At 69.7% G+C, this 24,074-nt stretch carries 21 protein-coding genes, 2 tRNA genes and 1 pseudogene; 18 read left to right on the top strand and 6 right to left on the bottom strand.

The window, feature by feature from the left end:
- The first annotated feature begins 95 nt into the window (after positions 1-95).
- From FB465_RS00850 to FB465_RS00870, 5 genes are all read left to right on the top strand, one after another.
- Entirely contained in the window at positions 96-2,567 is a 2,472-nt protein-coding gene (locus tag FB465_RS00850) for a GcvT family protein (protein WP_145786645.1), read from the top strand.
- Positions 2,568-2,599: 32 nt separating this feature from the next.
- Positions 2,600-3,721 carry an aromatic ring-hydroxylating oxygenase subunit alpha gene (locus tag FB465_RS00855; RefSeq protein WP_145786646.1) on the top strand — a complete coding sequence of 374 codons (1,122 nt, stop codon included), beginning with the start codon at positions 2,600-2,602 and terminating at the stop codon, positions 3,719-3,721.
- Between the two features lie 584 nt (positions 3,722-4,305).
- On the top strand, positions 4,306-5,658 hold the full coding sequence (locus tag FB465_RS00860; RefSeq protein WP_145786648.1) for a cytochrome P450: 1,353 nt from the start codon (positions 4,306-4,308) through the stop codon (positions 5,656-5,658).
- A 113-nt stretch (positions 5,659-5,771) separates the two neighbouring features.
- Positions 5,772-6,593, top strand: a complete 822-nt coding sequence (locus FB465_RS00865; protein ID WP_145786650.1) for a DUF2207 domain-containing protein — start codon at positions 5,772-5,774, stop codon at positions 6,591-6,593.
- Between the two features lie 226 nt (positions 6,594-6,819).
- Positions 6,820-7,758 carry a hypothetical protein gene (locus tag FB465_RS00870; protein WP_145786652.1) on the top strand — a complete coding sequence of 313 codons (939 nt, stop codon included), beginning with the start codon at positions 6,820-6,822 and terminating at the stop codon, positions 7,756-7,758.
- A 129-nt stretch (positions 7,759-7,887) separates the two neighbouring features.
- Here FB465_RS00870 and FB465_RS00875 read toward each other — a convergent pair whose 3' ends face one another.
- Positions 7,888-8,934 carry an alpha/beta hydrolase gene (locus tag FB465_RS00875; protein WP_170290448.1) on the bottom strand — a complete coding sequence of 349 codons (1,047 nt, stop codon included), beginning with the start codon at positions 8,932-8,934 and terminating at the stop codon, positions 7,888-7,890.
- Positions 8,935-9,216: 282 nt separating this feature from the next.
- Here FB465_RS00875 and FB465_RS00880 point away from each other — a divergent pair, with 282 nt between their 5' ends.
- The gene (locus FB465_RS00880; RefSeq protein ID WP_145786656.1) at positions 9,217-9,999 is read left to right on the top strand and encodes a COG4705 family protein; all 783 of its coding nucleotides are present in this window, start codon (positions 9,217-9,219) and stop codon (positions 9,997-9,999) included.
- A gap of 173 nt (positions 10,000-10,172) precedes the next feature.
- Here the strand turns inward: FB465_RS00880 and FB465_RS35460 are convergent.
- Positions 10,173-10,261: transfer RNA gene (locus tag FB465_RS35460), tRNA-Gln, on the bottom strand.
- A gap of 227 nt (positions 10,262-10,488) precedes the next feature.
- On the opposite strand from FB465_RS35460, the gene FB465_RS00885 reads away from it, so the two are divergent.
- From FB465_RS00885 to FB465_RS00920, 9 genes are all read left to right on the top strand, one after another.
- On the top strand, positions 10,489-11,445 hold the full coding sequence (locus FB465_RS00885) for a TIGR01777 family oxidoreductase (RefSeq protein ID WP_145786658.1): 957 nt from the start codon (positions 10,489-10,491) through the stop codon (positions 11,443-11,445).
- Positions 11,446-12,178: 733 nt separating this feature from the next.
- On the top strand, positions 12,179-12,700 hold the full coding sequence (locus FB465_RS00890; protein ID WP_145786660.1) for a YbhB/YbcL family Raf kinase inhibitor-like protein: 522 nt from the start codon (positions 12,179-12,181) through the stop codon (positions 12,698-12,700).
- A 329-nt stretch (positions 12,701-13,029) separates the two neighbouring features.
- The gene (locus FB465_RS00895) at positions 13,030-14,025 is read left to right on the top strand and encodes a YihY/virulence factor BrkB family protein (RefSeq protein WP_246192431.1); all 996 of its coding nucleotides are present in this window, start codon (positions 13,030-13,032) and stop codon (positions 14,023-14,025) included.
- Positions 14,026-14,368: 343 nt separating this feature from the next.
- A protein-coding gene (locus FB465_RS00900) for an IS3 family transposase (protein ID WP_145786662.1) occupies positions 14,369-15,621 on the top strand; the annotation gives its coding sequence in 2 pieces (ribosomal slippage) (positions 14,369-14,651 and positions 14,651-15,621; 1,254 coding nt in all).
- Between the two features lie 207 nt (positions 15,622-15,828).
- The gene (locus tag FB465_RS00905) at positions 15,829-16,626 is read left to right on the top strand and encodes a maleylpyruvate isomerase family mycothiol-dependent enzyme (protein WP_145786664.1); all 798 of its coding nucleotides are present in this window, start codon (positions 15,829-15,831) and stop codon (positions 16,624-16,626) included.
- A 35-nt stretch (positions 16,627-16,661) separates the two neighbouring features.
- Positions 16,662-16,814, top strand: a complete 153-nt coding sequence (locus FB465_RS35465; protein WP_170290449.1) for a hypothetical protein — start codon at positions 16,662-16,664, stop codon at positions 16,812-16,814.
- Between the two features lie 174 nt (positions 16,815-16,988).
- Positions 16,989-17,297, top strand: a complete 309-nt coding sequence (locus FB465_RS00910) for a transposase (RefSeq protein WP_145786666.1) — start codon at positions 16,989-16,991, stop codon at positions 17,295-17,297.
- A gap of 220 nt (positions 17,298-17,517) precedes the next feature.
- A complete protein-coding gene (locus tag FB465_RS00915; RefSeq protein WP_145786668.1) occupies positions 17,518-18,579 on the top strand; it encodes an IS110 family RNA-guided transposase in 1,062 nt (353 codons plus the stop codon).
- A 23-nt stretch (positions 18,580-18,602) separates the two neighbouring features.
- Positions 18,603-19,475, top strand: coding sequence for an IS3 family transposase (locus tag FB465_RS00920; protein WP_145786671.1), 873 nt, complete (start codon positions 18,603-18,605; stop codon positions 19,473-19,475).
- Between the two features lie 39 nt (positions 19,476-19,514).
- On the opposite strand, the pseudogene FB465_RS36495 reads toward FB465_RS00920, so the two are convergent.
- Both FB465_RS36495 and FB465_RS35470 read right to left on the bottom strand, forming a co-directional pair.
- Positions 19,515-19,643, bottom strand: a pseudogene (locus FB465_RS36495) (IS5/IS1182 family transposase); the annotation flags it as partial.
- A 99-nt stretch (positions 19,644-19,742) separates the two neighbouring features.
- Positions 19,743-19,831: transfer RNA gene (locus FB465_RS35470), tRNA-OTHER, on the bottom strand.
- Positions 19,832-20,260: 429 nt separating this feature from the next.
- On the opposite strand from FB465_RS35470, the gene FB465_RS00925 reads away from it, so the two are divergent.
- Positions 20,261-20,884, top strand: a complete 624-nt coding sequence (locus FB465_RS00925) for a TNT domain-containing protein (RefSeq protein ID WP_145786673.1) — start codon at positions 20,261-20,263, stop codon at positions 20,882-20,884.
- A gap of 353 nt (positions 20,885-21,237) precedes the next feature.
- Here the strand turns inward: FB465_RS00925 and FB465_RS00930 are convergent, their stop codons facing one another.
- On the bottom strand, positions 21,238-21,834 hold the full coding sequence (locus tag FB465_RS00930) for a dihydrofolate reductase family protein (RefSeq protein WP_145786674.1): 597 nt from the start codon (positions 21,832-21,834) through the stop codon (positions 21,238-21,240).
- Between the two features lie 310 nt (positions 21,835-22,144).
- Here FB465_RS00930 and FB465_RS35475 point away from each other — a divergent pair, with 310 nt between their 5' ends.
- Together FB465_RS35475 and FB465_RS00935 are read left to right on the top strand one after the other, a co-directional pair.
- Entirely contained in the window at positions 22,145-22,309 is a 165-nt protein-coding gene (locus tag FB465_RS35475; RefSeq protein ID WP_170290429.1) for a hypothetical protein, read from the top strand.
- Positions 22,310-22,499: 190 nt separating this feature from the next.
- The gene (locus FB465_RS00935) at positions 22,500-23,243 is read left to right on the top strand and encodes an SDR family NAD(P)-dependent oxidoreductase (protein WP_145786677.1); all 744 of its coding nucleotides are present in this window, start codon (positions 22,500-22,502) and stop codon (positions 23,241-23,243) included.
- 232 nt (positions 23,244-23,475) lie between these two features.
- Here the strand turns inward: FB465_RS00935 and FB465_RS00940 are convergent, their stop codons facing one another.
- On the bottom strand, positions 23,476-24,042 hold the full coding sequence (locus tag FB465_RS00940) for a dihydrofolate reductase family protein (RefSeq protein WP_145786679.1): 567 nt from the start codon (positions 24,040-24,042) through the stop codon (positions 23,476-23,478).
- Between the last annotated feature and the right edge of the window lie 32 nt (positions 24,043-24,074).

Genomic DNA, 24,074 nt, shown 5'->3' on the forward strand with positions numbered 1-24,074 from the left:
ACAGCCCCGATCCCGGCCTCGAACCTGTTCCCCATAGCGAACTGTTTTGCATAATGCGCAACTGCGGCCTACCTCCCGAGAGGACGGACCCAGGGATGACAGCCCGCCCCAAAGTCGTAGTGATCGGCGCCGGAATCGTCGGCTGCGCACTGAGCGAGGAGCTCACCGCGCGCGGCTGGACCGATGTCACGGTGCTGGAGCAGGGCCCCCTGTTCGCCACCGGCGGCTCCACCTCGCACGCCCCCGGCCTGGTCTTCCAGACCAACGCGTCGAAGACCATGACCGAGTTCGCGGCTTACACCGTGAACAAGTACAGCGGCCTTGAGCTGGACGGACAGTGGTGCTTCCGCCGGGTCGGCGGCCTCGAGGTGGCCACCACCCCGGAGCGCGTCGAGGAGCTGAAGCGCCGTCACGGATACGCCACCGCATGGGGCGTCGAAGGCCGCCTGCTCGATCCCGAGCAGTGCGCCGAGCTGCACCCGCTCCTCGACCGCGACCAGGTCCTGGCCGGCTTCCACACCCCGGGCGACGGCCTCGCCAAGGCCGTCAGGGCCGCCGAGGCGCAGGCCCGGCGGGCGATGGCGCGCGGCGCCCGGTTCCTCCCCCACCACACCGTCACCGGCCTCGACTCCTCGGGCTGCCGGGTCACCGCCGTGGTCACCGACCGGGGCACCTTCGCCGCCGACATCGTGGTCTCCTGCGCCGGCTTCTGGGGGCCGAGGATCAGCCGGATGGCCGGGCTGACCCTGCCCCTGGTGCCGATGGCTCACCAGTACGCCAGGACCACCCCGGTACCCGCACTCGCCCGGGCGCATGCCACCGAGGCCGACGAGGCGCTGCTCCCGATCCTCCGTCACCAGGACCGCGACCTGTACTTCCGCGAGCACGTCGACCGCATCGGCATCGGCTCCTACGCCCACCGCCCGATGCCGGTCGACCTCGACGGCATGACGCCTGGCGGCGTCATGCCGTCGATGCTGCCGTTCACCGAGGAGGACTTCGCACCCTCCTGGCAGGACGCCTGCGAACTCCTCCCCGCGCTCTCCCGCACCAAGGTCGAGGAGGGCTTCAACGGAATCTTCTCCTTCACCCCGGACGGCTTCCCGCTGATGGGCGAAGCGCCGGAGCTGCGCGGTTTCTGGGTCGCCGAGGCGGTCTGGGTCACCCACTCCGCGGGCGTGGCCGCCGCCATGGCCGAGTGGCTGGTCGACGGCCGGGCCGGCACCGACGTCCACGAGTGCGACGTCAACCGCTTCGAGGAGGTCCAGCTCGCCCCCTCCTATGTGCACCGGCGCAGCTGCCAGAACTTCGTCGAGGTCTACGACATCCTGCACCCGCTGCAACCCGCCGAGGAGCCGCGCCCGTTGCGGGTGAGCCCCTTCCACCAGCGGCAGCGCGAGCTCGGCGCGGTCTTCCTGGAGGCGGGCGGCTGGGAGCGCCCGCACTGGTACCAGGCCAACGCCGGCCTGCCCGCCGTATCCCGCATCCCGCCGCGCGGCGCCTGGGCCTCCCGCTACTGGTCGCCGATCGCCGGGGCCGAGGCGCTGGCCACCCGCGAACGCGTCGGCCTCTTCGACATGACCCCGCTCCGCCGCCTGGAGGTCACCGGCCCCGGCGCGCTCGCCCTGCTCCAGGCCGCCACCAGCAACCAGCTCGACAAGCCCGTCGGCTCGGTGACGTACACCTTGCTGCTGGACCGGTCCGGCGGTGTGCTGAGCGACCTGACGGTCGCACGGCTGGCGGAGCACCGATTCCAGGTCGGGGCCAACAGCCCGCTCGACCTGGAGTCGCTCACCCGGCTGCTCCCTGCATGGGGGCACCTCCCAGCGGTAGCTGGGGGAGGCACCGTGCAGATCCGCGACATCACCGCCGGGACCTGCTGCATCGGCGTGTGGGGCCCGCTCGCCCGCGACCTCGTCCAGCCGCTCACCACAGCCGACTTCTCGCACCGCGGCTTCGGCTACTTCAAGGCGAAGCAGGCCTGCCTCGGCGAGGTCCCGGTCACCGCGCTGCGGGTCAGCTACGTCGGCGAGCTCGGCTGGGAGCTGTACACCAGCGCCGACAACGGCCTGCGCCTGTGGGACACGCTGTGGGAGGAGGGCCGGATGCTCGGCGCGGTCGCCGCCGGGCGCAGTGCCTTCAACAGCCTGCGCCTGGAGAAGGGTTACCGCTCCTGGGGCACCGACCTGACCGCCGAGCACAACCCGTACGAGGCGGGTCTCGGCTTCGCCGTCCGACTGGACAAGGGCCCCTTCACCGGACGGGACGCGCTGCTCGCCGCTTCCGCAAGCGAGCCCTCGCGCCGCCTCACCTGCCTGGTACTGGACGACCCGCACGCGGTGGTGATGGGCAAGGAGCCGGTGTACGCCGCCGGGTCACCTGCCGGGTACGTCACCAGCGCGGCGTACGGGTACACGGTCGGCAGGTCCATTGCCTACGCATGGCTTCCCGAGGCAAGTACCGCACCCGGCACCAGGGTTGAGATCGCGTACTTCGGCGAGCGGCTGCCTGCGACCGTCGCCGCCGAACCGCTCTTCGACCCCGAGATGGCCTGCATCCGCCGCTGACCGGCACCCCTCCCGACGAAAGGCAGACCCAGGTGACCAGCACCGAGCTCCCGGCCAGCCTGATCCGCACTCTGCCGGGTTCCGCGTACACGGACCCGCAGGTCTTCGCGCTGGAGCAGGAGAAGATCTTCGAGCAGATGTGGTTCTGCGCCGCCCGCGCATCCGACCTGGCCGCGCCCGGCAACTTTCGCACCGTCCAGGTCGGGCGGGAGAGCGTCCTGGTGACCCGCTCCCGCGACCATTCCGTCAGGGCATTCCTCAACATCTGCCGCCACCGCGGCGCGCGGCTGTGCACGGAGGAGTCCGGCGAGGTCAAGCGAGCCTTCCAATGCCCGTACCACGCCTGGACGTACGGCCTGGACGGCAAGCTGGTGGCCGCGCCCAACCTGACCAGCATGCCCGACGTCGACCGGACGGCCTACGGACTGATCCCGGTGCACGTCCGGGAGTGGCTCGGCTACGTCTGGGTGTGCCTGGCGGCCGATCCGCCGTCCTTCGAGGAGGACGTGATCGGGGCCGCGACGGAGCGGCTCGGTGACCCGCGGGCCATCGAGCACTACCAGGCGGACGAGCTCGCCGTGGGCCGTACCCTCCACTACGAGGTGCGCGCCAACTGGAAGTTGATCGTCGAGAACTTCATGGAGTGCTACCACTGCGCCACCATCCACCCCGAACTCACCGAGGTCCTACCGGAGTTCGCGGACGGCTATGCCGCGCAGTACTACGTCGGGCACGGTGCCGAGTTCGCCGCCGAGGCAGAGGGATTCACCGTCGACGGCAGTCCGGGCGTCGAGCGGATCCCCGGCGTCTCGCAGGACCAGGACCGCAGGTACTACGCGATCACCGTCAAGCCGCAGGTGTTCATCAACCTGGTGCCCGACCACGTGATCGTCCTTCGGATGTACCCGCTCGCCGCGGACCACACGGTGCTGGAGTGCGACTGGCTCTTCCTCAAGGAGGTCGTCGACTCGGGAAAGGACCTCAGCCGCTCGGTCGAACTGTTCCACCGGGTCAACATGCAGGACTTCGACGCGTGCGAGCGCTGCCAGCCCGCGATGGACTCCCGCGCCTACGCCGCGGGCGGCGTGCTGGTGCCCAGCGAGCACCACATCCGGGCCTTCCACGACTGGGTCGAGGGCCGGCTCCGGGGATGACCGTGCGCCGAAGGACTCCTGGGGGCCTCGGCTGCGGCGGTCGGGGTCGTGATCACCGGTACCGCAGGCCGAGCGTCCTCACCCGACGACAGGTCACCGCCTGAACCCTGTCGCAGGGCTCTCTCCGACCGAGCGCTCAGGGGCCCGACGCGTTGTCGGCCTCCGCGACCCTTCCCGCACTCGCCGTGGACCTCGGCCTGACGGCGTGCCCGGACCGCCTGGCCCTGCGCCAGATGGTGAGCACCGAGCCGGGTGACGGTCCCGCTCGGCGATCAGCCAAACCTGCCCGGCACGGGAGCGGGCAGCCCTTGGTGTACATGGCGGGCGTGCGGCGGGGGGTGGACGGTTCGTATGCTTCCGTACGCCCCGGAGGCGCGGTACCGGGCTCCCCCGTCGCCATGCTGCTATGAGAACCGGGTGTCACACAGGGGACGCCACCCGTCGGCGACGCCCCGGCGCATCTCATCGGCGCCGCAGGGAGACAGATCCGGCCGCTGTAGCGTCCGCCCCCCTGGGGCCGCCGCGTGCCCAGGACCACTCCGACCGGCCCGCCCGACAGTCGCTGACCGCACAGGAGGCACACCTTGCCGCTCTCACCACCTGTCATCGCGCCCGGGGCGCTGCCGCTGGTCGGCCATGCGGGGCGACTGCTGCGCGACCCGATGGAGTTCTTCACCGCGCAGCGGGGCGTGGGCCCGGTGGTGGGCATCCGCCTCGGTCCGCACACGGCGTACCTGGTCACCGACCCGGAGCTGGTCCGCAGCATGCTGGTGGGCGGGTACCGGGACTTCGACAAGGGCGGGCTGTTCTTCGACGCGGTCCGGAGCCTGGCGGGGAACGGGCTGGCGACGTGCTCGGCCGGGGACCACGCCCGCCAACGCCCGCTGATGCAACCGGCGTTCCAGCCGTCGGTGCTGCCTCGCTACACCGCGGTGATGAGCGCCTGCGCGGAGGAGGTCAGCGGTGCGTGGCAGGCGGGCAGCACGCTGGCGCTCGACCAGGAGATGCGGCGCATCACCGCACTGGTGGCGACCCGCACCCTGGTCACGTCGAAGGAGGGTGCCCAGGCCGCGGCGGAGGTGGAGCGCGGGCTGCCGCTGCTCCTTCCGGCGCTTCACCGGCGCGTGTTCATTCCCGTCCCCTGGGTGCACCAGGTGCCGACTCCCGGCAATCGGCGCTTCGAACGGACCCGGGCCCGGCTGCGCGAGGCCGTGGACCAGGTGGTCACCCAGTACCGGCGCAGCGGTGCGGGCCACGGGGATCTGCTGTCACTGATCATGGAGGCCCGCAGCGAGGAGGACGGGTCGGGGCTGAGCGATGTCGAGATCCGCGACCAGATCATGTCGGTCCTCCTCGCGGGCATCGAGACCACCGCCAGTCTGCTCTCCTGGGCACTCCACCTGGTGTCCCGGCATCCCGGGGTCCGCCGGAGACTGGAGACGGAGGTGAAGACGGTGCTGGGCGGAAGGACCGCCGACCACCAGGACCTGGTACGGCTGCCCTACTGCAGGTACGTGCTCACCGAGACCATGCGGCTCTACCCGCCGGCCGCCCTGCTGTCGCGGGCCACCACCACCGATGTGGAACTGGCCGGGACGCCGATCCCCGCCGGCAGCGACGTGCTCTTCTGCGTGTACGCCCTCCACCGCGATCCGCAGGTCTTCGCGGAGCCCGGGCGCTTCGATCCGGACCGCTGGCTGCCCGAGCGGGTGACCCCGGTCCAGCGCAAGGGGTTGTTCTCGCTGGGTGCCGGACGGCGCAAGTGCATCGGCGACTCCTTCGGTCTCATCGAGGCGACCATTGCGCTGGCCACGATCACGGCCCGCTGGCACCTGCGGCCTGCGGACCGGCGTCCCGTCCGGCCCGTCATGCGGACCACCCTGATGCCCTCCTCGCTCCGCATGACGCTCGAACCGCGCACGGCCGGTTCTGGCTGACCTTTCCTCCGCCCTCCTCCGCGTCCGGTTCAGTCATATCCCTCACGCCACCGGACGTACTACCGTGGCCGCCCCGGGGCCGTAACCGGCTCCCTGTACACGGGGGGTACGCGATGCGGTGGGTGCTGCTCTTCCTGACCGGTGCGGCGACGGCTGCCGCCGCTGGGCTCCTGCGGTGGCCGGCCCGGGCGCGACCGGACAAGGCCGATGACCTGACGGCCTTACAGCTCGCCTGGTTGCGTGGTGGTGCCCGCGCGTTCACCACCACAGCGGTGGTGGCCCTGTACCTGGACGGGCTGATCGAGAGGGGACCGGACGGCCGCATTCGCCGTACAGGTTCCGAGGGCGTCCCGGCCGATCCCATCCTGGCGAGCGTCCTGCCCACCTTCGCCACGCCCGTCCGCCTCGAGGACCTGGCACAGCGCGCAGAGGTCCGCACGTCCCTGGGCCACGTCCGCTCCGCCGCCCTGGAACGCGGACTGGTCCGAGGTGCCGGCCGGCGCGCCGGCGCTTCCGCGCTCCTGCTGGCAGCGGCATCGGCCGCCGGATTCGCCCTCGCCGACCTGTCCGTTGTCCTCGCCTGTGCCGCCGTCGCGGGGCTGCTGGCAGGCTCGGCCCGGCTTGCCGGCACAAAGCCCGACGCGCGGCTCCGACGCCAACTCCTGCGCGAAACCCGCGCCCGGCACCCGCTGCCACCAGAGGGCCTCGAGGCCTCCCGCGCCGCGCCGCAGGACATCGTCCAGGCAGTGGCCCGGCACGGCCGGCCGGCGCTTGATCTCTTCCTGCCCGGCTGCACGGGCCCGGGAGAACTCCTGTGGCGTCCTCCGGCGAAACACTCCCGGACAACCGACAGTTCGGGCGGGCAGAACACGTACTGGCCGGCCGACTCCGGCGGGAGCGGCGACAGCAACGGCAGCCTCGGAAGCGGGTACTAGGGCGTGAATCGGGTTGTGATGAGGGGAGGTTCGGGTGAGGTGTCATCGCCAGTCGCGAAGCCGATCGGCCTTTCCGGTCGTCACCTGCTCTCGGGGCGCCGGGCCGGCCGGCGGCGTGAGGGCTGAGGTGGGAGTTGACCCTGACACTGTGTGAGGGGGTTGACTGCTCCCACCTGCCCGGCAATCCGCCGGCGAAGATCACCTCTGTCTCCACGAAGGGTTCCTTGTGCTCGGCTACGTCGGCTCCGGCCCCTACTGCTACACGAACTCGCTGGCCATGATGCTGGGTGGGGAGTCTCCCTCTACCGCAGTCATCGAGACGCTGACGGGCTCACCGTTCGGCGCCCAGCTCATCGGCGGTTCCCTGCCGTTGTTCGATCCCTACGGTTGGCACCCCGAGGTCGGCCTCGACGCCGCAATCGCCCTGTTGGGCTGGAGCTGTGAGCGCAGCGACGGCGGGACGCCGGCCGAGGCGCTGCAACGGTTGCGGACCGGCTGCTCGCGGGGGCCGGTCCTGGTCGGGCCGGTGGACATGGGCCTGCTGCTGTATCAGCCCGGCACACCGAACGCCGACGGCGGTGACCACTACGTCGTGGTGCTGGCTGCCGACCAGGACAGCATCGAACTCCACGACCCCCACGGTCACCCGTACGCGACCCTGCCCACGCAGGCTTTCCTCTCCGCCTGGGAGGCGAAGGCGATCAGCTACATCGACGCCCCGTTCGTGCTGCGGACCGGATTCGTGCGCCGGCGCAGGGTCACTCCTGTCGACGCGTTGAGGCAGTCGCTGCCGGGAGCCGAGCGGTGGCTGGCCGGCCGTGACGACCTGCCCATGCCGCCCGGCTCACTGGGTGGAGCGGCCGCCGTCGAGACGCTCGCCGACATGGTCGCCCAGGGCGCGCCCCCCGGCATCCGCACGCTGCTCACCGCGTTCGGCGTCCGCGTGGGAGCACGCCGTCTGAACGACGCGGCGATGTGCCTGGAAGAGCTGGGACTGTCGCGCGCGGCCTCCATCGCACAGCGCCAGGCCCGGATCCTGGGCAGTCTGCAGTATCCGCTGGTGCACGGCGACGACCAGGCCGCAGCAGCGCAGCTGCGGCAACTCGCCCCCACCTATGAGCGGTTGCACACGGCCGTGGGTACGGCACTGGGCAGCGCCTTCTGAACGAACGAGGGCCGGCGGGCCGCAGCGTGCCGGGTCAACTGCCGGGTGAGGGCGCACTGCCGGCGGCAACCGGACTTGTGGCACCGGCCGCAGGGCACGCGGTGAGCCCCGTGTACGCCCGGAACCCGCTCATCCGGCAGGTCGGTTCCTCGTGCCGGACTGCGCGAGGAGCCGCTGGAGCCAGCGGGTACGGGCGTTGCGTGCGTCCTGGCTGAGGGCCGCCTGCGGTGCCAAGCCGTCGAAGCCGTGGTAGGCACCGGGCCATACATGCAGTTCAGCCTGGCCGCCGGCCTGCCAGATCGCGTTCGCGTAAGCCACGTCCTCGTCCCGGAACATCTCGGCCGACCCGACGTCGATGTAGGCCGGGGGGAGGCCGGAGAGGTCCGTGGCGCGGGAGGGGGCCGCGTAGGGCGGCAGGTCCGCAGCACCGTAGCGGTCACCCAGCACTGCCTTCCACGCGGTCGCGTTGGAGGTGAGGTCCCACACGCCGAGGCCCGTCATCTGATGACTGGAGAAGGTGTTGCCGCGGTCGTCGAGCATCGGGCACAGCAGAAGTTGCCCCAGTGGCCCGGGACCGCCGCGGTCACGGGCCAGCAGGGCGAGGGCCGCGGCGAGCCCGCCGCCGGCACTCTTCCCTCCGATGATGATGCGGTCCGCGTCGATGTCCAGTTCGGTCGCGTGCCCGGCCGCCCAGACGAGTCCGGCGTAGCAGTCCTCCAGCGGTCCCGGGTACTGCGTCCGCGGCGCCAACCGGTACTCGACCGAGATGACAGCCAGCTCCAGCGGGAGGGCCCACTCGCGAAGAATCCGCGGAAGCACGGACCACGCGTTGCCCATGACCATGGCGCCTCCGTGCATGTAGTACAGCAGAGGCAGCGGCCCGACGAGCCCGGACGGCCGCGCGCTCACGAGCGTGACGTCCGGTCCGTCCGGCGGTCCCGGTACACAGAACTCCGCCACCTCGAAACGGCCATCGGCGCGAAGGTCCTCGGCCGTTGGCCTGGGCCGGGTCGCGGCATCCCGCTCTTGCCGGGCCTCAAGACTGTCCGGGGTGACCGGCTCCCTTGACTCCTTGCCCAAGGCCGCCAGCACGACGCTCAGTTCGGGGTCGAAGGGGGGCACTGCCTTCGGTGTCGGGATACGACCGGACTCGGACGGCGCGCGGCGGACACTCATGACCCACCCCCCGATCGGACGGCGGGATGCCGCCCGGCATCCCCACCGAAACAGCTCGGCTGTACGCACGTGCACCCGGGGAACACTCGCGTGAGACCCATACGGCGTAGCCAATCACACCGCATCCCGAGCGGGCGCGTCAGCACGCAGGCGACCCAGAAGGCGTGACGGCGTTCAGCGCGAGCGCGTGTGGGCACGGTCGGTTCCGGTACACCGTAGTGCGATTTTCGGAGTCTGTCTACAAGCTTGTAGACGTTGACACGCTGTGCCATCCTGCCGTCCATGACGACAGCCCAACTCCAACAGAACGCCCCGTCAGCCCCCGTCAGGCAGGCGATGAACAAGGTTCCGGAGGTGACGGCACTGTTCTGGATCATCAAGGTGCTGACCACCGGGATGGGTGAGACCGCCTCTGACTTCCTGGCCCACGTGATGGACCCGATGATCGCGGTGGCGCTCGGCGGAGTGGGCTTCGTGGCCTGCCTGGCGGTGCAGTTCAGTGTCCGCCGGTACGTGGCGTGGGTCTACTGGACCACCGTCGTCATGGTCAGTGTCTTCGGCACCATGGCAGCCGACGTGATGCACGTCGGTCTCCACGTGCCGTACCTGGTGGCGACCCCCTTCTTCCTGCTCGCGCTCGCGACGGTCTTCGGCACCTGGTACGCGACGGAGCGCACGCTCTCCGTCCACAGCATCAACACCCCGCGCCGCGAAGCGTTCTACTGGGCCACCGTGCTCGGCACCTTCGCGCTCGGCACCGCCGTCGGCGACCTGACCGCCACCACCTTCGGCCTGGGCTACCTCGCCTCCGGGTTCGCATTCGCCGGACTGATCGCCGTCCCGGCCGTCGCCCACTCCCGGTTCGGGTTCGGCGCGATCGCGGCCTTCTGGTGGGCGTACGTGCTCACCCGCCCGCTCGGCGCCTCCTTCGCCGACTGGATGGCCGTCCCGCACGCCCGCGGGGGCCTGAACCTCGGGCTCGGGCCGGTCACGCTGACCTGGACCCTCGTGATCCTTGCCCTGGTCGGCTACCTGGCGACGAGCCGCCGGGACACCGCGGGCTGACGCGAGGTCACCCGCCCGCCATTTCTCTCGACGACTGCGGGAGTGGGCAGCGCCGGCGGTAGGTTCCGCCGAGCCGGACGACGGGGCGGACGGGTCGGCGGCGAGTTGCCGGTAGTGCTGGATCACCGGATCGGCACTTCTGGCGAACAGCGCAAGCCACTCAGTCGGTTGGGCGGAGAAGGCAGGATTCGAACCTGCGCGGGCTTGCACCCGACCAGAGCCAGAGCCCTGATCCCCGATAAACCACTCCGGGCACCTCTCCCAACGGAAACAGCCGCGAGCCGCTTCCCGCACCCTGAACCCCGCATCCTGCGGGCTCCCTGTGCACAGACATGACTCTCCCTCATCCCCCTGATCGCGCCCTGACACCGCACTGACCGCAAAACCTCGCCGGGCGGCCGCCCCCATCCGCCCGATGCGAGCGCAGGAACTTTTGAACACGTTCAACTTGTGCGCTAGTCTCATCTCACGCACCAGAGGGGGAGCCTGATGAGGATTGTCATACCCGGGGGAACCGGGCAGGTGGGCACGATCCTGAACCGCGCGCTGACGGCCGCAGGCCACGAGGTCGTGGTCCTGACCAGACGGCCGGTGCGCGAGCGCGAAGTCCACTGGGACGGCGAGACCCTGGGCCCCTGGGCCGAGACGATCGACAACAGCGACGTCGTGATCAACCTGGCCGGTCGCAGCGTCAGCTGCCGCTACACCACAGCCAACCTGCGGGCCATGATGGACTCGCGTGTGCACTCGACCCAGGTCGTGGGCAAGGCGATCGCAACCGCCGCCCGGCCTCCCCGGGTCTGGCTGCAGATGAGCACCGCCACCATCTATGCCCACAGCTTCGACGTACCCAACGACGAGGCGACCGGCGTGCTCGGCGGCACCGAGCCAGAGATCCCGGGTTACTGGGCGTACAGCATCGAGATCGCCAAAGCCTGGGAGCAGGCGCAGGAGCGGGCTGAAACCCCGTACACCCGCAAGGTCGCCCTGCGCTCCGCCATGGTGATGAGCCCGGATCGCGGCGGCGCCTTCGACGTCCTGCTGCGGCTGGCGCGGTTCGGCCTCGGCGGCCCGGTCGCGGGGGGCCGGCAGTACGTGTCCTGGATCCACGACCGCGACTTCGTCCGCGCGGTGGAGTTCCTGGCCGACCGGGACGACATCACCGGGGCGGTGAACCTCTCCGCCCCTGCCGCTCTGCCGCAGCGAGCGTTCATGCGTACCCTGCGCGCCGCCTGGGGCATCCCGGTGGGTCTGGCCGCGACGAAGTGGATGGCCGAGCTCGGCGCGTTCGCACTGCGCTCGGACACCGAACTCCTGCTCAAGAGCCGCCGCGTCACCCCTGGCCGCCTACTCGAAGCGGGCTTCACCTTCGACTACTCCGAGTGGCCGGAAGCCGCCGACGACCTCGTGCGACGCGTACGCGGCAACAGGAGTGAGACCGAGTGAGCTGCGCCGGCCAGGCCGTGAGAGGTCAAGGGACCCGTGCGGTGAGGACAGGCTGGAAGAAGCCGCTGGTCTCGGGCGACTCCCACGCGGGCTCGATGAACCCCGCCTCAGTGGCCAAGCCGGTCAGTTGCTGCCGGGCAAGGGCCCAGCACGTAGTACGCCGTACCCTGACGCGCCATTCCTCACCGTCCGGGATCAGCTGGAAGTGCTCCAGGTCGTAGCGTTCGCCGTCGTCATGCCAGTCCCACAGCTGAAAGGTGACGGTTCGGCCGTTGGGCGTCGGCGAGTTGCGGAGCGGTCGACACCGGACGGGACTGCCGGATCTGGTCATAGAAACGAGCCACCGATTCCTCTTGCATTGCGCTCGGACTACTCAGATTGAACTCGTCTTGTCGTAGGCGCCGATGGTCGTTGATCCCTGCGGTATGACATCGATGTGCGGTGCGCGCAGGGGGCCGGGTTGACTGCCCAGGAGCAGCAGCGTCGGCAGCGGGTGCGGCTGGATGCCGCCGAGCGGTTCGAGCGTGGGCCCGAAGTATGCGGCTCAGGTCCCTGTCACGACCTCAAGCCCCTACAGCACCGGCTGAGAAGGCGGAGCCCTGTTGTATGTCCGGCTTTAAATCTTATCGGCCGGCCGTGCGCGAGATGGGTATTCGGCAGATGCGGGCATGTCCAGCGCAGGCTGCACTAATCTCCGCCCGGTATCGACCGCAACCCGGGAGACGACCCCACCATGACCAGGCCACCTCTGCCGCACGACTTCCAGCGCCCTGTCCCGGCATTCGCCGCCACCAGCGACTCTGTGACAGAAGGCGGCATGCTCCGCCCGCTCCACACTCTTGAAGGCGGCAACCTCTCCCCGCAGCTGAGTTGGTCGGGCTTTCCCACCGAGACCAAGAGCTTCGCGGTGACCTGCTTCGACCCTGACGCTCCAACAGGGAGCGGTTGGTGGCACTGGGTGCTCTTCGATCTCCCGGCTGAGGTCACCGGGCTTCCGGCGGGCGCCGGGAGCGGCACCTTCCCGGGCTTGCCTCCCGGCGCGATCCACGGCCGCAACGACTACGGGACCAAGGACTTCGGGGGCGCCGCCCCGCCGCCCGGCCACGGCCTGCACCGTTATGTCTTCACCGTGCACGCCCTCAGCGTCGAGAAGCTGGGCCTGAACGACGACGCCTCGGCTGCCGCGATCGGCGGCACACTGGGTTTCTTCGCGCTCGGCCGGGCAACCATCTGCGCACTGTACGAGAACCAGTAGAAAAGACCGGGAGCCCGTGATGGGCTGGGCCGGTCCCCCGTATGACCGGCCCCGCACATCCCTGCCTCCGGTCGAGCCCCTCTTGTAGTGGTTGATCCTGGGCGCAACCCGCTCCCTCGCACGTCTCGCACCCCGACGTCGTGACGCAGGATCAAGGCTCGTCGGCACCCACAACAAGGTGAGTTCAGGCTGAGTATGTGGGCCGGCGTGGGCGGGCGAACAGAGATCATGCGAGCCAGGCCGCACGCCTCACCCGGCCACTGACCCGCCCGCCGGAGCCCGAGCCGTCCGCCGGAAACCGCCGACCCCATGTCGGAGCCGGTCCGTGCGTGCCCGCCGGGCTACGCTCGCGTTGTCATTGCGGCTCGGGACCGAGGGAGGGCAGGACGGCACGGATCAACCGTGAGCGCTACCTCAGAACGCTGACGTTCTGGCTGCGCCCGGCTTTCGCACTGCGCGTCGCCAACCGCTTCCAGCGCATCGTGGGTTTCGACCGCTCGATGGCGCTGTCCTCAAGCGCGCTGACGGCGATGATCCCGGCGGCCATTCTGTGCGGCCTCGTGCTGTCGTCCATCGGGGCCAAGGACGTCGCGGACCACATCATCGACCGCTACGACCTCACCGGGGGCGGGGCGGAGTCGGTCATGCTGGTCCTCTCCCAGCCCTCCGAGGCGGGCCTGGGAGTCTTCGGCGTGCTGTTCCTGGTGATCTCGATGCTGAGCTTCACCAGGGCAGTGCAGCGACTGTTCGAGCAGACCTGGGAGCTCAAGCCGCTCAGCGTGCGGAACACGCCGAACGGCCTGCGGTGGGCTCTCGTCCTCGTGGCGTACCTGGCGGTCACGATCCTGATCCATGCCGTCGTCGGCCGGGGCCGCCTCGAGCTGGCGGCGTCCCTGCTCACGGCGCCGCTCACCGGAGCGTTCCTCGTCTGGGGCGGCTGGATCCTCTCCGCGAAGCGGATCGCCTGGCGGGACCTCGTGCCGTTCGGTGTCATCGCGGCCGTCCTGATGACGGTGTACTCGATCGGCCTGACCGTTCTGCTGCCCCACCTCTTCAGCTCCTACGCCACCCGCTACGGCGTGGTGGGCGCGGTCTTCGCGACCCTCACCGCACTCTTCTGCGCGATGGTCGTCATCGTCGGGTCGGCGGCAGCCGGACGGGAGGTGCGCGACGAGCTGAACCGCATCGCTCGGGGTGAGCGCCCGCCGGACGACGAGATCCGCCGCCAATGGGACGACTTGGTCGGCCAGATGCGATCGCGGTGGCTGGTCGCCCGGGAGACGATTCCCCACCGGCACCGGCCGAAGGGGCCGACCCGACCCTGATCGAGCGACCGGGCCCGGTGCCCGGCTGCGGGGGACGCGCACGGCCCTCGCGGGGCGTTCATGGGCCCGACGTCACCAGTACACGGCAGTCCGTTGCCCAGGCCGCCGACACGACTGCAGAGCGTGGGCACGAACAGGTGCAGAGAGCGGGTGATGTGTCGCGCCGACATGCCACACAGCGACCGAATCGGGCCGGCTCGCGCGCCGTTGTGAACGACCAGCCATCATTCGGGACATCGATCACGCAGACGAGCATGGCGCAGCCATCCCTCGTCCGCCGACAACGCGAGTTCTGAACCGTTCCGGGTTCGGTAGGGACTCGATCATTTGAGAGGATCGAGTCATGGCACGTCCTTCCCAGTACCCGCTTGAGCTGCGCCGTCGTGCAGTGCGGATGGTCGCCGAGGTGCGGCCCGACTACGACACCGAGTGGGCCGCGATGAAGGCGGTCGCCGCGAAGCTCGGCATCGGCACGACCGAGACGCTGCGCAAGTGGGTCCGCCAGGACGAGATCGATGCCGGCACCCGGCCGGGGACGACGACGGAGGAGTCCGCGCAGGTCAAGGCGATGAAGAAGGAGATCGCCGAACTGAAGCGGGCGAACGAGATCCTGAAGGCGGCGGCGAGTTTCTTCGCGGCCGAGCTCGACCGGCCACACACACGCTCGTAGCGTTCATCGACGAGCACCGGGACCGCTTCGGCGGAGTCGAGCCGATCTGCCGTGTCCTCACCGAGCACGACTGCAAGATCGCCCCGTCCACCTACTACGCCCACCACAAGCGCCGGCAGGCACCCTCGACCCGCACCGTTCGCGACACCGAGCTGAAGACCCTGATCCAGGAGGCATACGACGCCAACTACCGCGTCTACGGCGCGAGGAAGATCTGGCGGCACCTGAACCGCCAGGGCCATGCCGTGGCCCGCTGCACCGTCGAACGGCTGATGCGCGAGCTCGGCATCACCGGCGCCGTCCGAGGAAAGAAGGTGATCACCACGATCCCGGATCCCTCCGAGCCCAGGGCGCCGGACCTGGTCGACCGCGACTTCGTTGCGTCCGCACCGAACCGCTGCTGGGTCGCCGACTTCACCCACGTCGCCACGTTCTGCGGCGTCGTCTACGTCGCCTTCGTCGTGGACACCTTCTCCCGCCGCATCGTCGGCTGGTCCGCCTCGACCACGAAGCAGACCCGGCTCGTCCTGGACGCCCTGGACATGGGACTGTGGCAACGCGACCGAGACCAACACCCGCCCCTGCCAGGCGAGTTGGTTCATCACTCGGACGCGGGTTCGCAATATACGTCCTTCACGCTGGCCGAGCACTTGGAGAAGGCCGGCATCGCCGCATCGATCGGATCGGTCGGCGACGCGTACGACAACGCGCTGATGGAGTCCACGATCGGCCTGTTCAAAACCGAGGTGATCAAACCGCAGCGACCCTGGCGATCCCTCGCCCAGGTCGAGCTGGCCACCGCCGAATGGACCGACTGGTACAACCACACCCGGCTCCACGGTGAGATAGGGCACATCCCGCCCGCCGAATACGAAGCCAACCACTACCTCAGCACCACGAAACCCCAGGTCACAACCAACATCTGAGGTCTCTACCGAACCCGGAACGGTTCATTCAACCTGAGTAACGGCGTCGGCCGACCGACACAGCCACCTCGCCAGCCCCGTTTACTGATCGTTTCAGAGAATGAGGACACCGCGTCGTCCGAGGCACGCGGCCCGTGCCTCGCGCTCCCCGTGTCGGCTGTGAAAATCGCTGTCCGGATGCCGGAACACGGTGATAGACAGTCAGGCGTGCAAGAGACTCCGGAGTTCCCCGTTCTGCTTCGCCTGATCGACGAACGGTCGACCGCTTTCCGTGCCGCGGTCGCCTCCGCGCCCAGCCTCGACGTGCAGGTGCCGACCTGCCCCGACTGGACGCTGTTCGATCTGGTGGAGCACCTGGGTGGGGGAGACCGTTTCTGGGCCGCCATCGTCAGTGCCGGGCCTGCCGACGCTCCCCTGGCCGAGGCCACCGCTGCGCGCGCCGCCCTGGAAGTGCCGCGGGGGCGTGAGGCCCTGCTGGCCTGGCTGGCCGCGTCAACGCAGCTGCTGCTGAGCGCCCTGCGCGAGGCAGGGCCGGAGAGCGGTTGCTGGACGTGGTGGCCCGCGTCGCAGTCACCGCAGAACTCCGGTGGGGTCGCCCGGCACCGGGTCCAGGAGACCGCAGTGCACACCTACGACGCCCAGGTCACCGTGGGCGCCCCGCAGCCGCTGCCGGACGAGGTGGCACTCGACGGTGTCGACGAGTTCCTGTCCACCTGCTGCGCAACGCCGAGCGCCTGGCCGCACGAGCCCACTGCCTTCGACTTCCACGCCACCGAGGGCCACTCCTGGCGCCTCACGGTCGACGGCGACGGCGCACGCTCCACCCGTCTCCCCACGCCCGCCACCGCTGCCGACGAGGGCCCGGAAGCGGCCGGCGCCTCCGTCCGCGGCACGGCCAGTGAGCTGGTCCTCTTCATGTACGACCGTATCCCGGCGGACTCCCTGAAGATCGACGGAGACGCAGGTCTGCTCGACCTGCTCCGCGCCTGGGAGCCGGAGGAGTAGGACGTGACGATGCGCCACCTCGTCCCCCCGAGGGCATGCCTCCGGCCAACGGCTACAGCCACGTCGTCGTCGCGTCCTGGCCGCTGATCGCGATCTCCGGCCAGGCCAGCTCACTGGTCCAGGGCAGCGTGCTGGCACCCAGGTTCCGGGTCGAGGTCGACGCCCTGGCCGTGCTCGCCGAGCCGTAGGCCGGTTCACCTCTGCCTCTGCCTCTGCCTCTGCCTCTGCCTCTGCCGGCCTGGCCGCATGTGCTGCCTGGAGCTGGGGCGGGCGCGGTCGACGGGTGAGTTACCGCTGGGCTTGATCCGCTTTGACGGACACTCCTGATCAGGGGCTTCGACCCCGGAAGGATGATGTCCATCATGGAGAGCATGGGGAAGAAGAAGCCGCGCCCTCGCCGCTCGTTCACACCGGAGTTCAAGGCCGAGATCGTCGAGCTGTGCCGACGCGGAGACCGCTCGGTCGGCCAGGTGGCCAAGGACTTCGACCTGACCGAGACCGCAGTACGTGACTGGATCAAGCAGGCCGAGGTCGACGCAGGCGAACGCGACGGCTTGACCAGCAACGAGCGCGAGGAACTGGCCAGGCTGCGGCGGGAGAACCGCCGCCTGCGCGAGGACGTGGACATCCTCCGCCGGGCGACAGCTTTCTTCGCGTCAATGCCAAAGTAGGGGACACCGGCGCCCGGGTGGTGGCAGAGTGGCAGGACCGGCGGGGTTGGCTCTCTTTTTCGCTGCCCCGTTCACGGTGGCTTGTCCTTGATGTGCCGCCCCGCCGGCCCTGGCGTCCCCGTGGAGTGGCTTGATAGGAGCGTGCTCTCGGCCCGATTGAGGCGTGCCCCCGCGGCGGACCCGGCACCGGATCCCCGCGCTCCCTGCTGGAGGCACCTTCATGATCGTGGTCGGCGTCGACGCGCACAAGAAGACCCACACCCTGGTCGCTGTCGACCCGCTCGGACGGCGACTGGACCAGCTCACGATCGCCGCGACACCCACAGGCCACCAACAAGCATGCGAGTGGATAGGGAAGTTCGGCCAGGTCCTGGTCGCCGTGGAGGACTGCCGACATCTGACCCGACGCTTCGAGGTCGACCTGCTGAACGCCCGCCACTCCGTCGTCCGCGTGCACACGAGGCTGATGGCCGGCGCCCGCCGCTCCGCCCGCGAGCGCGGCAAATCCGACCCGATCGACGCCGAGGCGGTGGCCCGGGTCGCCCTGCGCGAACCCGACCTACCGAAGGCCTGCCTGGACGGCCCGTCCCGCGACACGAAGCTGATCGTCGACCACCGCCGCCTCCTGGTTCGCCAGCGGACAGCCGCAGCCAACAAGCTCCGCTGGTTCCTCCACGAGATCGACCCCGAACTGCCCGTCCCCTCACGAGGCCTTCGCCGCTTGTGCGTCTTCGACACGCTAGAGGCAACTCTCACTGGACGTCCGGGAGTTGTCGTCGAGATCGCCCTCGACATGATCGCCGAGTGTCGACGGCTCACCTTGCGGATCAATGCCCTGGAAAGCCGGCTGCGACGTCTGGTGCGCGAGCTCGCGCCCGCTCTGCTGGAGGTGCCAGGCTGTGGGGTGATCGGCGCCGCCGCGATCCTCGGCGAGACCGCAGGTGCCGCCCGGTTCAAGTCGAAGGACGCGTTCGCGCACTTCAACGGCACCGCACCGATCCCGGTCTGGTCCTCGAACAAGGTCAGAGTTCGGCTCAACCGCGGCGGCAACCGGACGATCAACAACGCCCTCCACATGGTCGCGGTCACACAGGTTCGCGGCAGCGGCGAGGGAGCCGCCTACTACGCCAAGCAGATTGCGGCCGGGAAGACCGTCAAAGAGGCTCTCCGCCTGCTCAAACGCCGTATCTCGGACAGGGTCTTCCGGGCCCTGCTCGCCGACGAGACCGCACGAAGTCGACACGACCAACCTGCCGAAGGGTCAGTCGAGTTGGCTGCTTGACATAGGAGCATCAAGGAGACCCGGTGACGGTGCACCCGTTCATCGAGGCGGAGAAGCAGAGCGGCCACAACGTCAAACGGGCGTGTGAGCTGCTGAAGGTCTCCCGTGCCGCCTTCTACGCCCGCCGCACCGCCATGCCCGGTCCCCGCGCGGTGCGCGACGCGGAGCTGACCGAGAAGATCACCGAGGTCCACCAGACCTCGCGAGGCAGCTACGGATCCCCGCGCGTCCATGCCGTGCTCCAGCGCGAGGGCGAGCGGTGCGGCCGCCGCCGGATCGCCCGGTTGATGCGCCGATCCGGCCTGCAGGGCCGCCACCGCCGGCGACGACAGCGCACCACGATCCCCGATCCGCATGCCGGCACTCGTCCGGACCTGGTCCTGCGAGACTTCCAGCCCGACCCGGCGGCGGTCGACACGCGTTGGTGCGGCGACATCACCTACATACCGACCCAGGAGGGCTGGCTCTACCTGGCCACCGTCATCGACATCGCCTCGCGCCGCGTCGTCGGTTGGGCCACCGCAGACCACCTGCGGACCGAACTGGTCGCCGATGCGCTTCGGGCTGCCTGCCGGACCCGCCGCCCATCCGGTCCGGTGGTGTTCCATTCGGATCGCGGCTGTCAATATACGAGTCGCGAATTCTCCATCCTGGCAAGGGATTTCGATGTCAGATTGTCGGTCGGCCGCACCGGTCAGTGCTGGGACAATGCGCTCGCCGAGTCGTTCTTCGCCACGCTGAAGCGGGAGTTGCTCGGCGACCGGCCGTGGCCGAGCCGGGCGGTGGCCCGCACCGCGATCTTCGAGTGGATCGAGAGCTGGTACAACATACGCAGGCTGCACAGCAGCCTCGGCTACCGCAGTCCCGCCGAGTACGAGACCGTTCTCGCGGCCTGACCACCACAACAATGGTGTCCGTCAAAGCGGAGCAAGCTCACCGCCATGCTCGCCCCTTTTGTGCGCCCGGACGTGCGACCCGTCCACAGCACAGTCGTTCAGGTCCAGAAGGTCGGCGCCGCGCAACTCGCTCAGCAGGGCGGCGTGCAGACGTGGCCAGACGCCGGCCCTAAACGATCAGTCAGCGGGGAAGGCATTTTGATGAAGTGTCACCGAGCCCTCGACACCGGCAGAACACGGCTCGGGCCCAATGCTGATGCTACCGAGCGGAGAAGGCAGGATTCGAACCTGCGCGGGCATTCACCCGATCGGGACCGAAGTCCCGGTCCCCGATAAACCACTCCGGGCACCTCTCCAAGCAGACCAGTCCGCGCACTACGGAACTGATCCTCGTGCGTTGGACCCCTCCTGCCTGGCTCCTCTGCACACCCATGACTATTCCTCACCGCCCTGACATCGCACTGACGTGGCACTGACCGCCCGGCTGCCTTCGACACTCCATTGGATGCCAGCTGCCGAACAAGCCGGCGACGCCGCCGCGAATCCGACAGAGGCGCCGCTGGGCCCGAACCCGAACGCAGCCCCTCCCCCCACGCCTGAACCGTGCCGCCCGGCGGCCGGGCGCCCCGGCTGGACGTATCGCCGATTGTGGCCGAGTATCGCGCCGGTTCCCTCGCCGCATGCCCCGTTCTCGGGCGAAATCAGCCGCTTCAGGGAGATCAGGATCTATCGTTCTGACAGTAGGTCAGCTCACCCTGCCTGGAGGATGTGTGAAGGTCGGTCGGATGTTTCTCGCGTTGGTAGCCGGGGCCGGACTGTTGGTCGGCGCCACGCCCGCGCACGCCGCCGTTCCCGCGGCGCTGGACCAGTGCTCCGCCGAGGACCACCATGGTGACCCACGGCTCGGCCCGGAGCGGCTCCCGATCCTGGGCCGCGTGGGGCTGGAGCTGATCGGCTACAACCGCACGGGCGGCCAGGACGAGCAGACCTTCCTCTCCCAGTACTACGACAGCCAGGCCGGCTCCTGGCGCTATCCCCCGGCCGACGGCTATCTGACCGGCCCCGACGGGCAGCCCGTCAAGCTGAACCAGACGCTGCTACCCGGCCAGGACATCGACCGCTACGGCAGCGAGTACGGCTCTTTCCTGGCACCCGAGGGCCTGCCCTACGCCAACCGCTCCATCCCGCCGCAGAGCCTGGACAGCACCTCTGCCCCCGCCGGCTGCAACTACCACGACTACCAGGTCGTCAAGCCCTTCACCGTCCACGCCGGCCCGATCGCTCCCTGGTTCAACCAACCCGGCCATGGATGGCAGTTCCAACTCGACGCCACTCTGGTCCCCGGCGCTCCAGAACGAATCAATGTCGGCTGGCTGGTCACCAACGGCTACCTCAAGCGCCTCGTCTGACACCCCGACGCCAAGGCATCCGCCCCGCCCGAACACACCGGCTCGGCCTCCACTCCCCGTCGCGGTGGAGGTGGATTGTGATCTCGAGCGCGAGGCCGGCGAAGCCGCGGCTCGACGCATCGCGGTGCGAACCCTGCTCTCGGCGGCGTGGCGCTCCGCACGCGCGCGGTGGGGGCTTGGGTCGTTGATGGTTGGGGTAGTCGGTGTAGCCGTGGTGGTCGCCGCCCGGAACGTGGTGGTGCCGGGCTCGTTGAGGGCAGCATTGGTACGCCGGCGTCACACCAGGTCAGGGTTTGGCGCCCGGCGTACCGCCGCCGCGGTCGGACCCTGGCGTACGGCCACCGCGCCCCGGCCTACCCCTTGGCGACCGGCCGGTAGACGCACACGTTCACGCCCGTGCCGCTGGTGACCGTGGAGACCAGTTCGAGCGTGCGCAGCGCACCGTCGTCGGGGAAGATCGTCTTACCGCCGCCGAGGAGCACCGGCATGATCACGAGCCGGAGCTCGTCGACCAGACCCTCGCTCAGGAGGGCGCGTGCGAGCGTGGGGCTCCCCATGACCAACAGGTCGCCACCGTCGCTCCCGTGCAGCTCCCGGATTCGGGCGACGGCCTCGTCACCGGGGATGCGCGTGGTGTTTTCCCAGGTCAGCTCGTCGTCATCCAGCGTCTGCGACACGACGTACTTAGGGATGGCGTTCATCCGGTCGGCGAAAGGATCGCCGGCCCGCTCGGGCCACGCCGCGGCCATCGTCTGCCACGTCCGACGCCCGAACAGCAGCGCCCCGGCCCCGGTCATCGCATCGTCGAAGGCACCGCCCACCACCTCCGGATCGAAGAACGGATGCGACCAACCGCCATGGGCGAAGCCACCATCGGTGTCCTCCTCAGGTCCGCCCGGCGCCTGCACAACCCCGTCCAAACTCATGAACTCACTGATAACGATGCGCACGGGACACGCTCCTCTTCTTCGCCCACGGTGGTGCGGCACATTGCTCGCGCCGCCTGGATGACCATCTCATCGACCACTGACAACGCCTCAGGCGATCAGCAAAGGCCGGGGGAAAGACCGGACCCGTTCACGACACTCACCTCAGGCGCGCAACGACCGGACCCGCCACAAACGAAGCCGGACCCCCCGCGCACCGCGCCTGCCAGGGACCCGGCAACCACCAACCTACTCATCCAGATCGCGCCGCCACCACAGACACACCCACCCACCCACCACCCGACCAGGGCGGCCCCCGCCCCTGGGCGTACGGATGCCCGCTGCGCTCTTCGCCTACGCCGGGATCGCCGCCGTGGTCGCCGCCAGCACGCCGAAGGGCGCACACGGCCGGATCTCCGCGATCTTCGGTGCCGAGATCGCGATCGTCCTCGCCCTCGCGGCCCGAAGCCGTTCGGGCAGCCGTGCTGCCGTCACGTAGCTGCAGTGCCCCGGAAGCCGTCCTGATCCGGTTCCCGTCCAACGCCCATGGGTGTGCGTCAGGCGCCACCGGGTCGCTGCCGCAAACCGCGTGGCCGCCGGAACGCGAGGTCGCAAACCCGCCGGACTCCTCGTTCGTGCCGGTCGATGATCGTGTCATGTCCCAGGATCTGAAGAGGAGTTGGAGCAGCATGACGGAGAAGCTCGACGGCAGGGTGGCGCTGGTGACGGGTGGCAGCCGGGGCATCGGCGAGGCTGTGGCCCTGCGGCTGGCCGAGGACGGTGCCGATGTCGCCCTCACCTACCGACAGGACGCGGAGCGCGCGGAGGCCGTAGCGGGGAAGATCGAGGCAATGGGCCGCCGTGCCTGGGCCGTCCGGGCCGACGGCGGCGATCCGGCGCAGGTGCGGGCCGCCGTTGACGGAGTGGTTGCCCATTTCGGCAGGCTCGACATCCTGGTCAACAACGCGGGTGCCGGAGTGCTGGGGCCGATCGGCGCGCTGTCGCTGGCGGACGTCGACCTGGTCCTGGGCGTCAACGTGCGGGGATCGTTCCTGGCGGCGCAGGCGGCCGCCGGGCACATGGGCCGTGGCGGACGGATCGTCACCATCGGCAGCTGTATGGCCGAGCGGGTGGCGTTCCCGGGCGGCAGCCTCTACGCGACCAGCAAGGCGGCGCTGTTCGGCCTGACCAAGGCGCTCGCCCGTGAACTGGGCCCGCGGGGCATCACCGCCAACCTGGTCAACCCGGGCCCGACCGACACCGAGATGAACCCCGCCGACGGCCCCGCCGGCTCCGCGCAGGCGGAGCTGACGGCGCTCGGCGCCTTCGGGCAACCCTCCGACATCGCGGCGACGGTGGCGCACCTCGTGGGAGCGGACGGCCGGTACATCACCGGCGCCGCCATCGCGGTGGACGGCGGCTTCGCCGCCTGAGGCGGTGGGCCTGTCCGACCCGGGCGCTTGACCCGCCCGGGTCGGCTCACCGATGGCCCGGACGGCCGTTGAGAACGTACGGGCCGCGGTGCAGTCGTCGCGGGGAGATCCGCGCTCACGTACCCGTCGTGGGACACGCACAGCGCTCCGGTTCGGCCCCGGCCCTGTCTGCCGCGCCGTGTGATGCCGGGTGCCGGGGGCTATGACCGACGGCGTTCGCGGTCCTGCACCCCTATCGGGTGTAAGTGGTGATGGTGAGGCCGGAGTCGAAGGATCGCGTGACCGTCGGGGCGAATGTCGCCGGGGTGAAGGGGCCGTCGAACAGGGGGATGCCGGAGCCGATGACCATCGGGTGCCGCTTGATGATCAGTTCGTCGATCTCCTCGCTGAGGGCGGCGGCCAGTTTGCCGCCTCCGGCCAGCCATATCCCCATGCCGTCCTGCTTCTTGAGCTGGCGCACCAGCGCGGCGGGGTCGTCGGCGGCGACCGTCACCTCCGGATCGGGGCTGGTCAGTGTGCGGGACACGACGTACTGCTTCAAGTGGGCGTACGGGCTGGTGAGTCCCACCCGCAGGCCCGGCTCGTAGGTCCCGCGCCCCATGATCACGGTATCGAAACGCTCGGCGGCCCGGTCGGCCACGCCCAGGGGTCCGCGTGCGGGCGTGGGCATGGTCTCGGGGAAGTCGGCCAGGATCGCCGCGGCGTCCTCGCCCTCGAAGGGGAAGAAGTCGAACTGGCCGTCGGGACCGGCGATGTAGCCGTCAAGGGTGGCGGCGATGTAGTAGGTCAGCTTGCGCATGTGGGTGCTCTTCTCGTTGGACAGTCGGACGG

The sequence above is a fragment of the Kitasatospora atroaurantiaca genome (assembly GCF_007828955.1).
Taxonomy (GTDB): domain Bacteria; phylum Actinomycetota; class Actinomycetes; order Streptomycetales; family Streptomycetaceae; genus Kitasatospora; species Kitasatospora atroaurantiaca.

What these genes read in the sequence shown, in the direction of transcription:
- FB465_RS00875 (WP_170290448.1), bottom strand. Translation starts at nt 8,934, where the DNA reads ATGAGTGTCCGCCGCGCGCCGTCCGAGTCCGGTCGTATCCCGACACCG.
- FB465_RS00935 (WP_145786677.1), top strand. Translation starts at nt 22,500, where the DNA reads ATGACGGAGAAGCTCGACGGCAGGGTGGCGCTGGTGACGGGTGGCAGC.
- FB465_RS35475 (WP_170290429.1), top strand. Translation starts at nt 22,145, where the DNA reads ATGCCCGCTGCGCTCTTCGCCTACGCCGGGATCGCCGCCGTGGTCGCC.
- FB465_RS00940 (WP_145786679.1), bottom strand. Translation starts at nt 24,042, where the DNA reads ATGCGCAAGCTGACCTACTACATCGCCGCCACCCTTGACGGCTACATC.
- FB465_RS00850 (WP_145786645.1), top strand. Translation starts at nt 96, where the DNA reads ATGACAGCCCGCCCCAAAGTCGTAGTGATCGGCGCCGGAATCGTCGGC.
- FB465_RS00880 (WP_145786656.1), top strand. Translation starts at nt 9,217, where the DNA reads ATGACGACAGCCCAACTCCAACAGAACGCCCCGTCAGCCCCCGTCAGG.
- FB465_RS00915 (WP_145786668.1), top strand. Translation starts at nt 17,518, where the DNA reads ATGATCGTGGTCGGCGTCGACGCGCACAAGAAGACCCACACCCTGGTC.
- FB465_RS00910 (WP_145786666.1), top strand. Translation starts at nt 16,989, where the DNA reads ATGGAGAGCATGGGGAAGAAGAAGCCGCGCCCTCGCCGCTCGTTCACA.
- FB465_RS00885 (WP_145786658.1), top strand. Translation starts at nt 10,489, where the DNA reads ATGAGGATTGTCATACCCGGGGGAACCGGGCAGGTGGGCACGATCCTG.
- FB465_RS35465 (WP_170290449.1), top strand. Translation starts at nt 16,662, where the DNA reads ATGCCTCCGGCCAACGGCTACAGCCACGTCGTCGTCGCGTCCTGGCCG.
- FB465_RS00890 (WP_145786660.1), top strand. Translation starts at nt 12,179, where the DNA reads ATGACCAGGCCACCTCTGCCGCACGACTTCCAGCGCCCTGTCCCGGCA.
- FB465_RS00925 (WP_145786673.1), top strand. Translation starts at nt 20,261, where the DNA reads ATGTTTCTCGCGTTGGTAGCCGGGGCCGGACTGTTGGTCGGCGCCACG.
- FB465_RS00865 (WP_145786650.1), top strand. Translation starts at nt 5,772, where the DNA reads ATGCGGTGGGTGCTGCTCTTCCTGACCGGTGCGGCGACGGCTGCCGCC.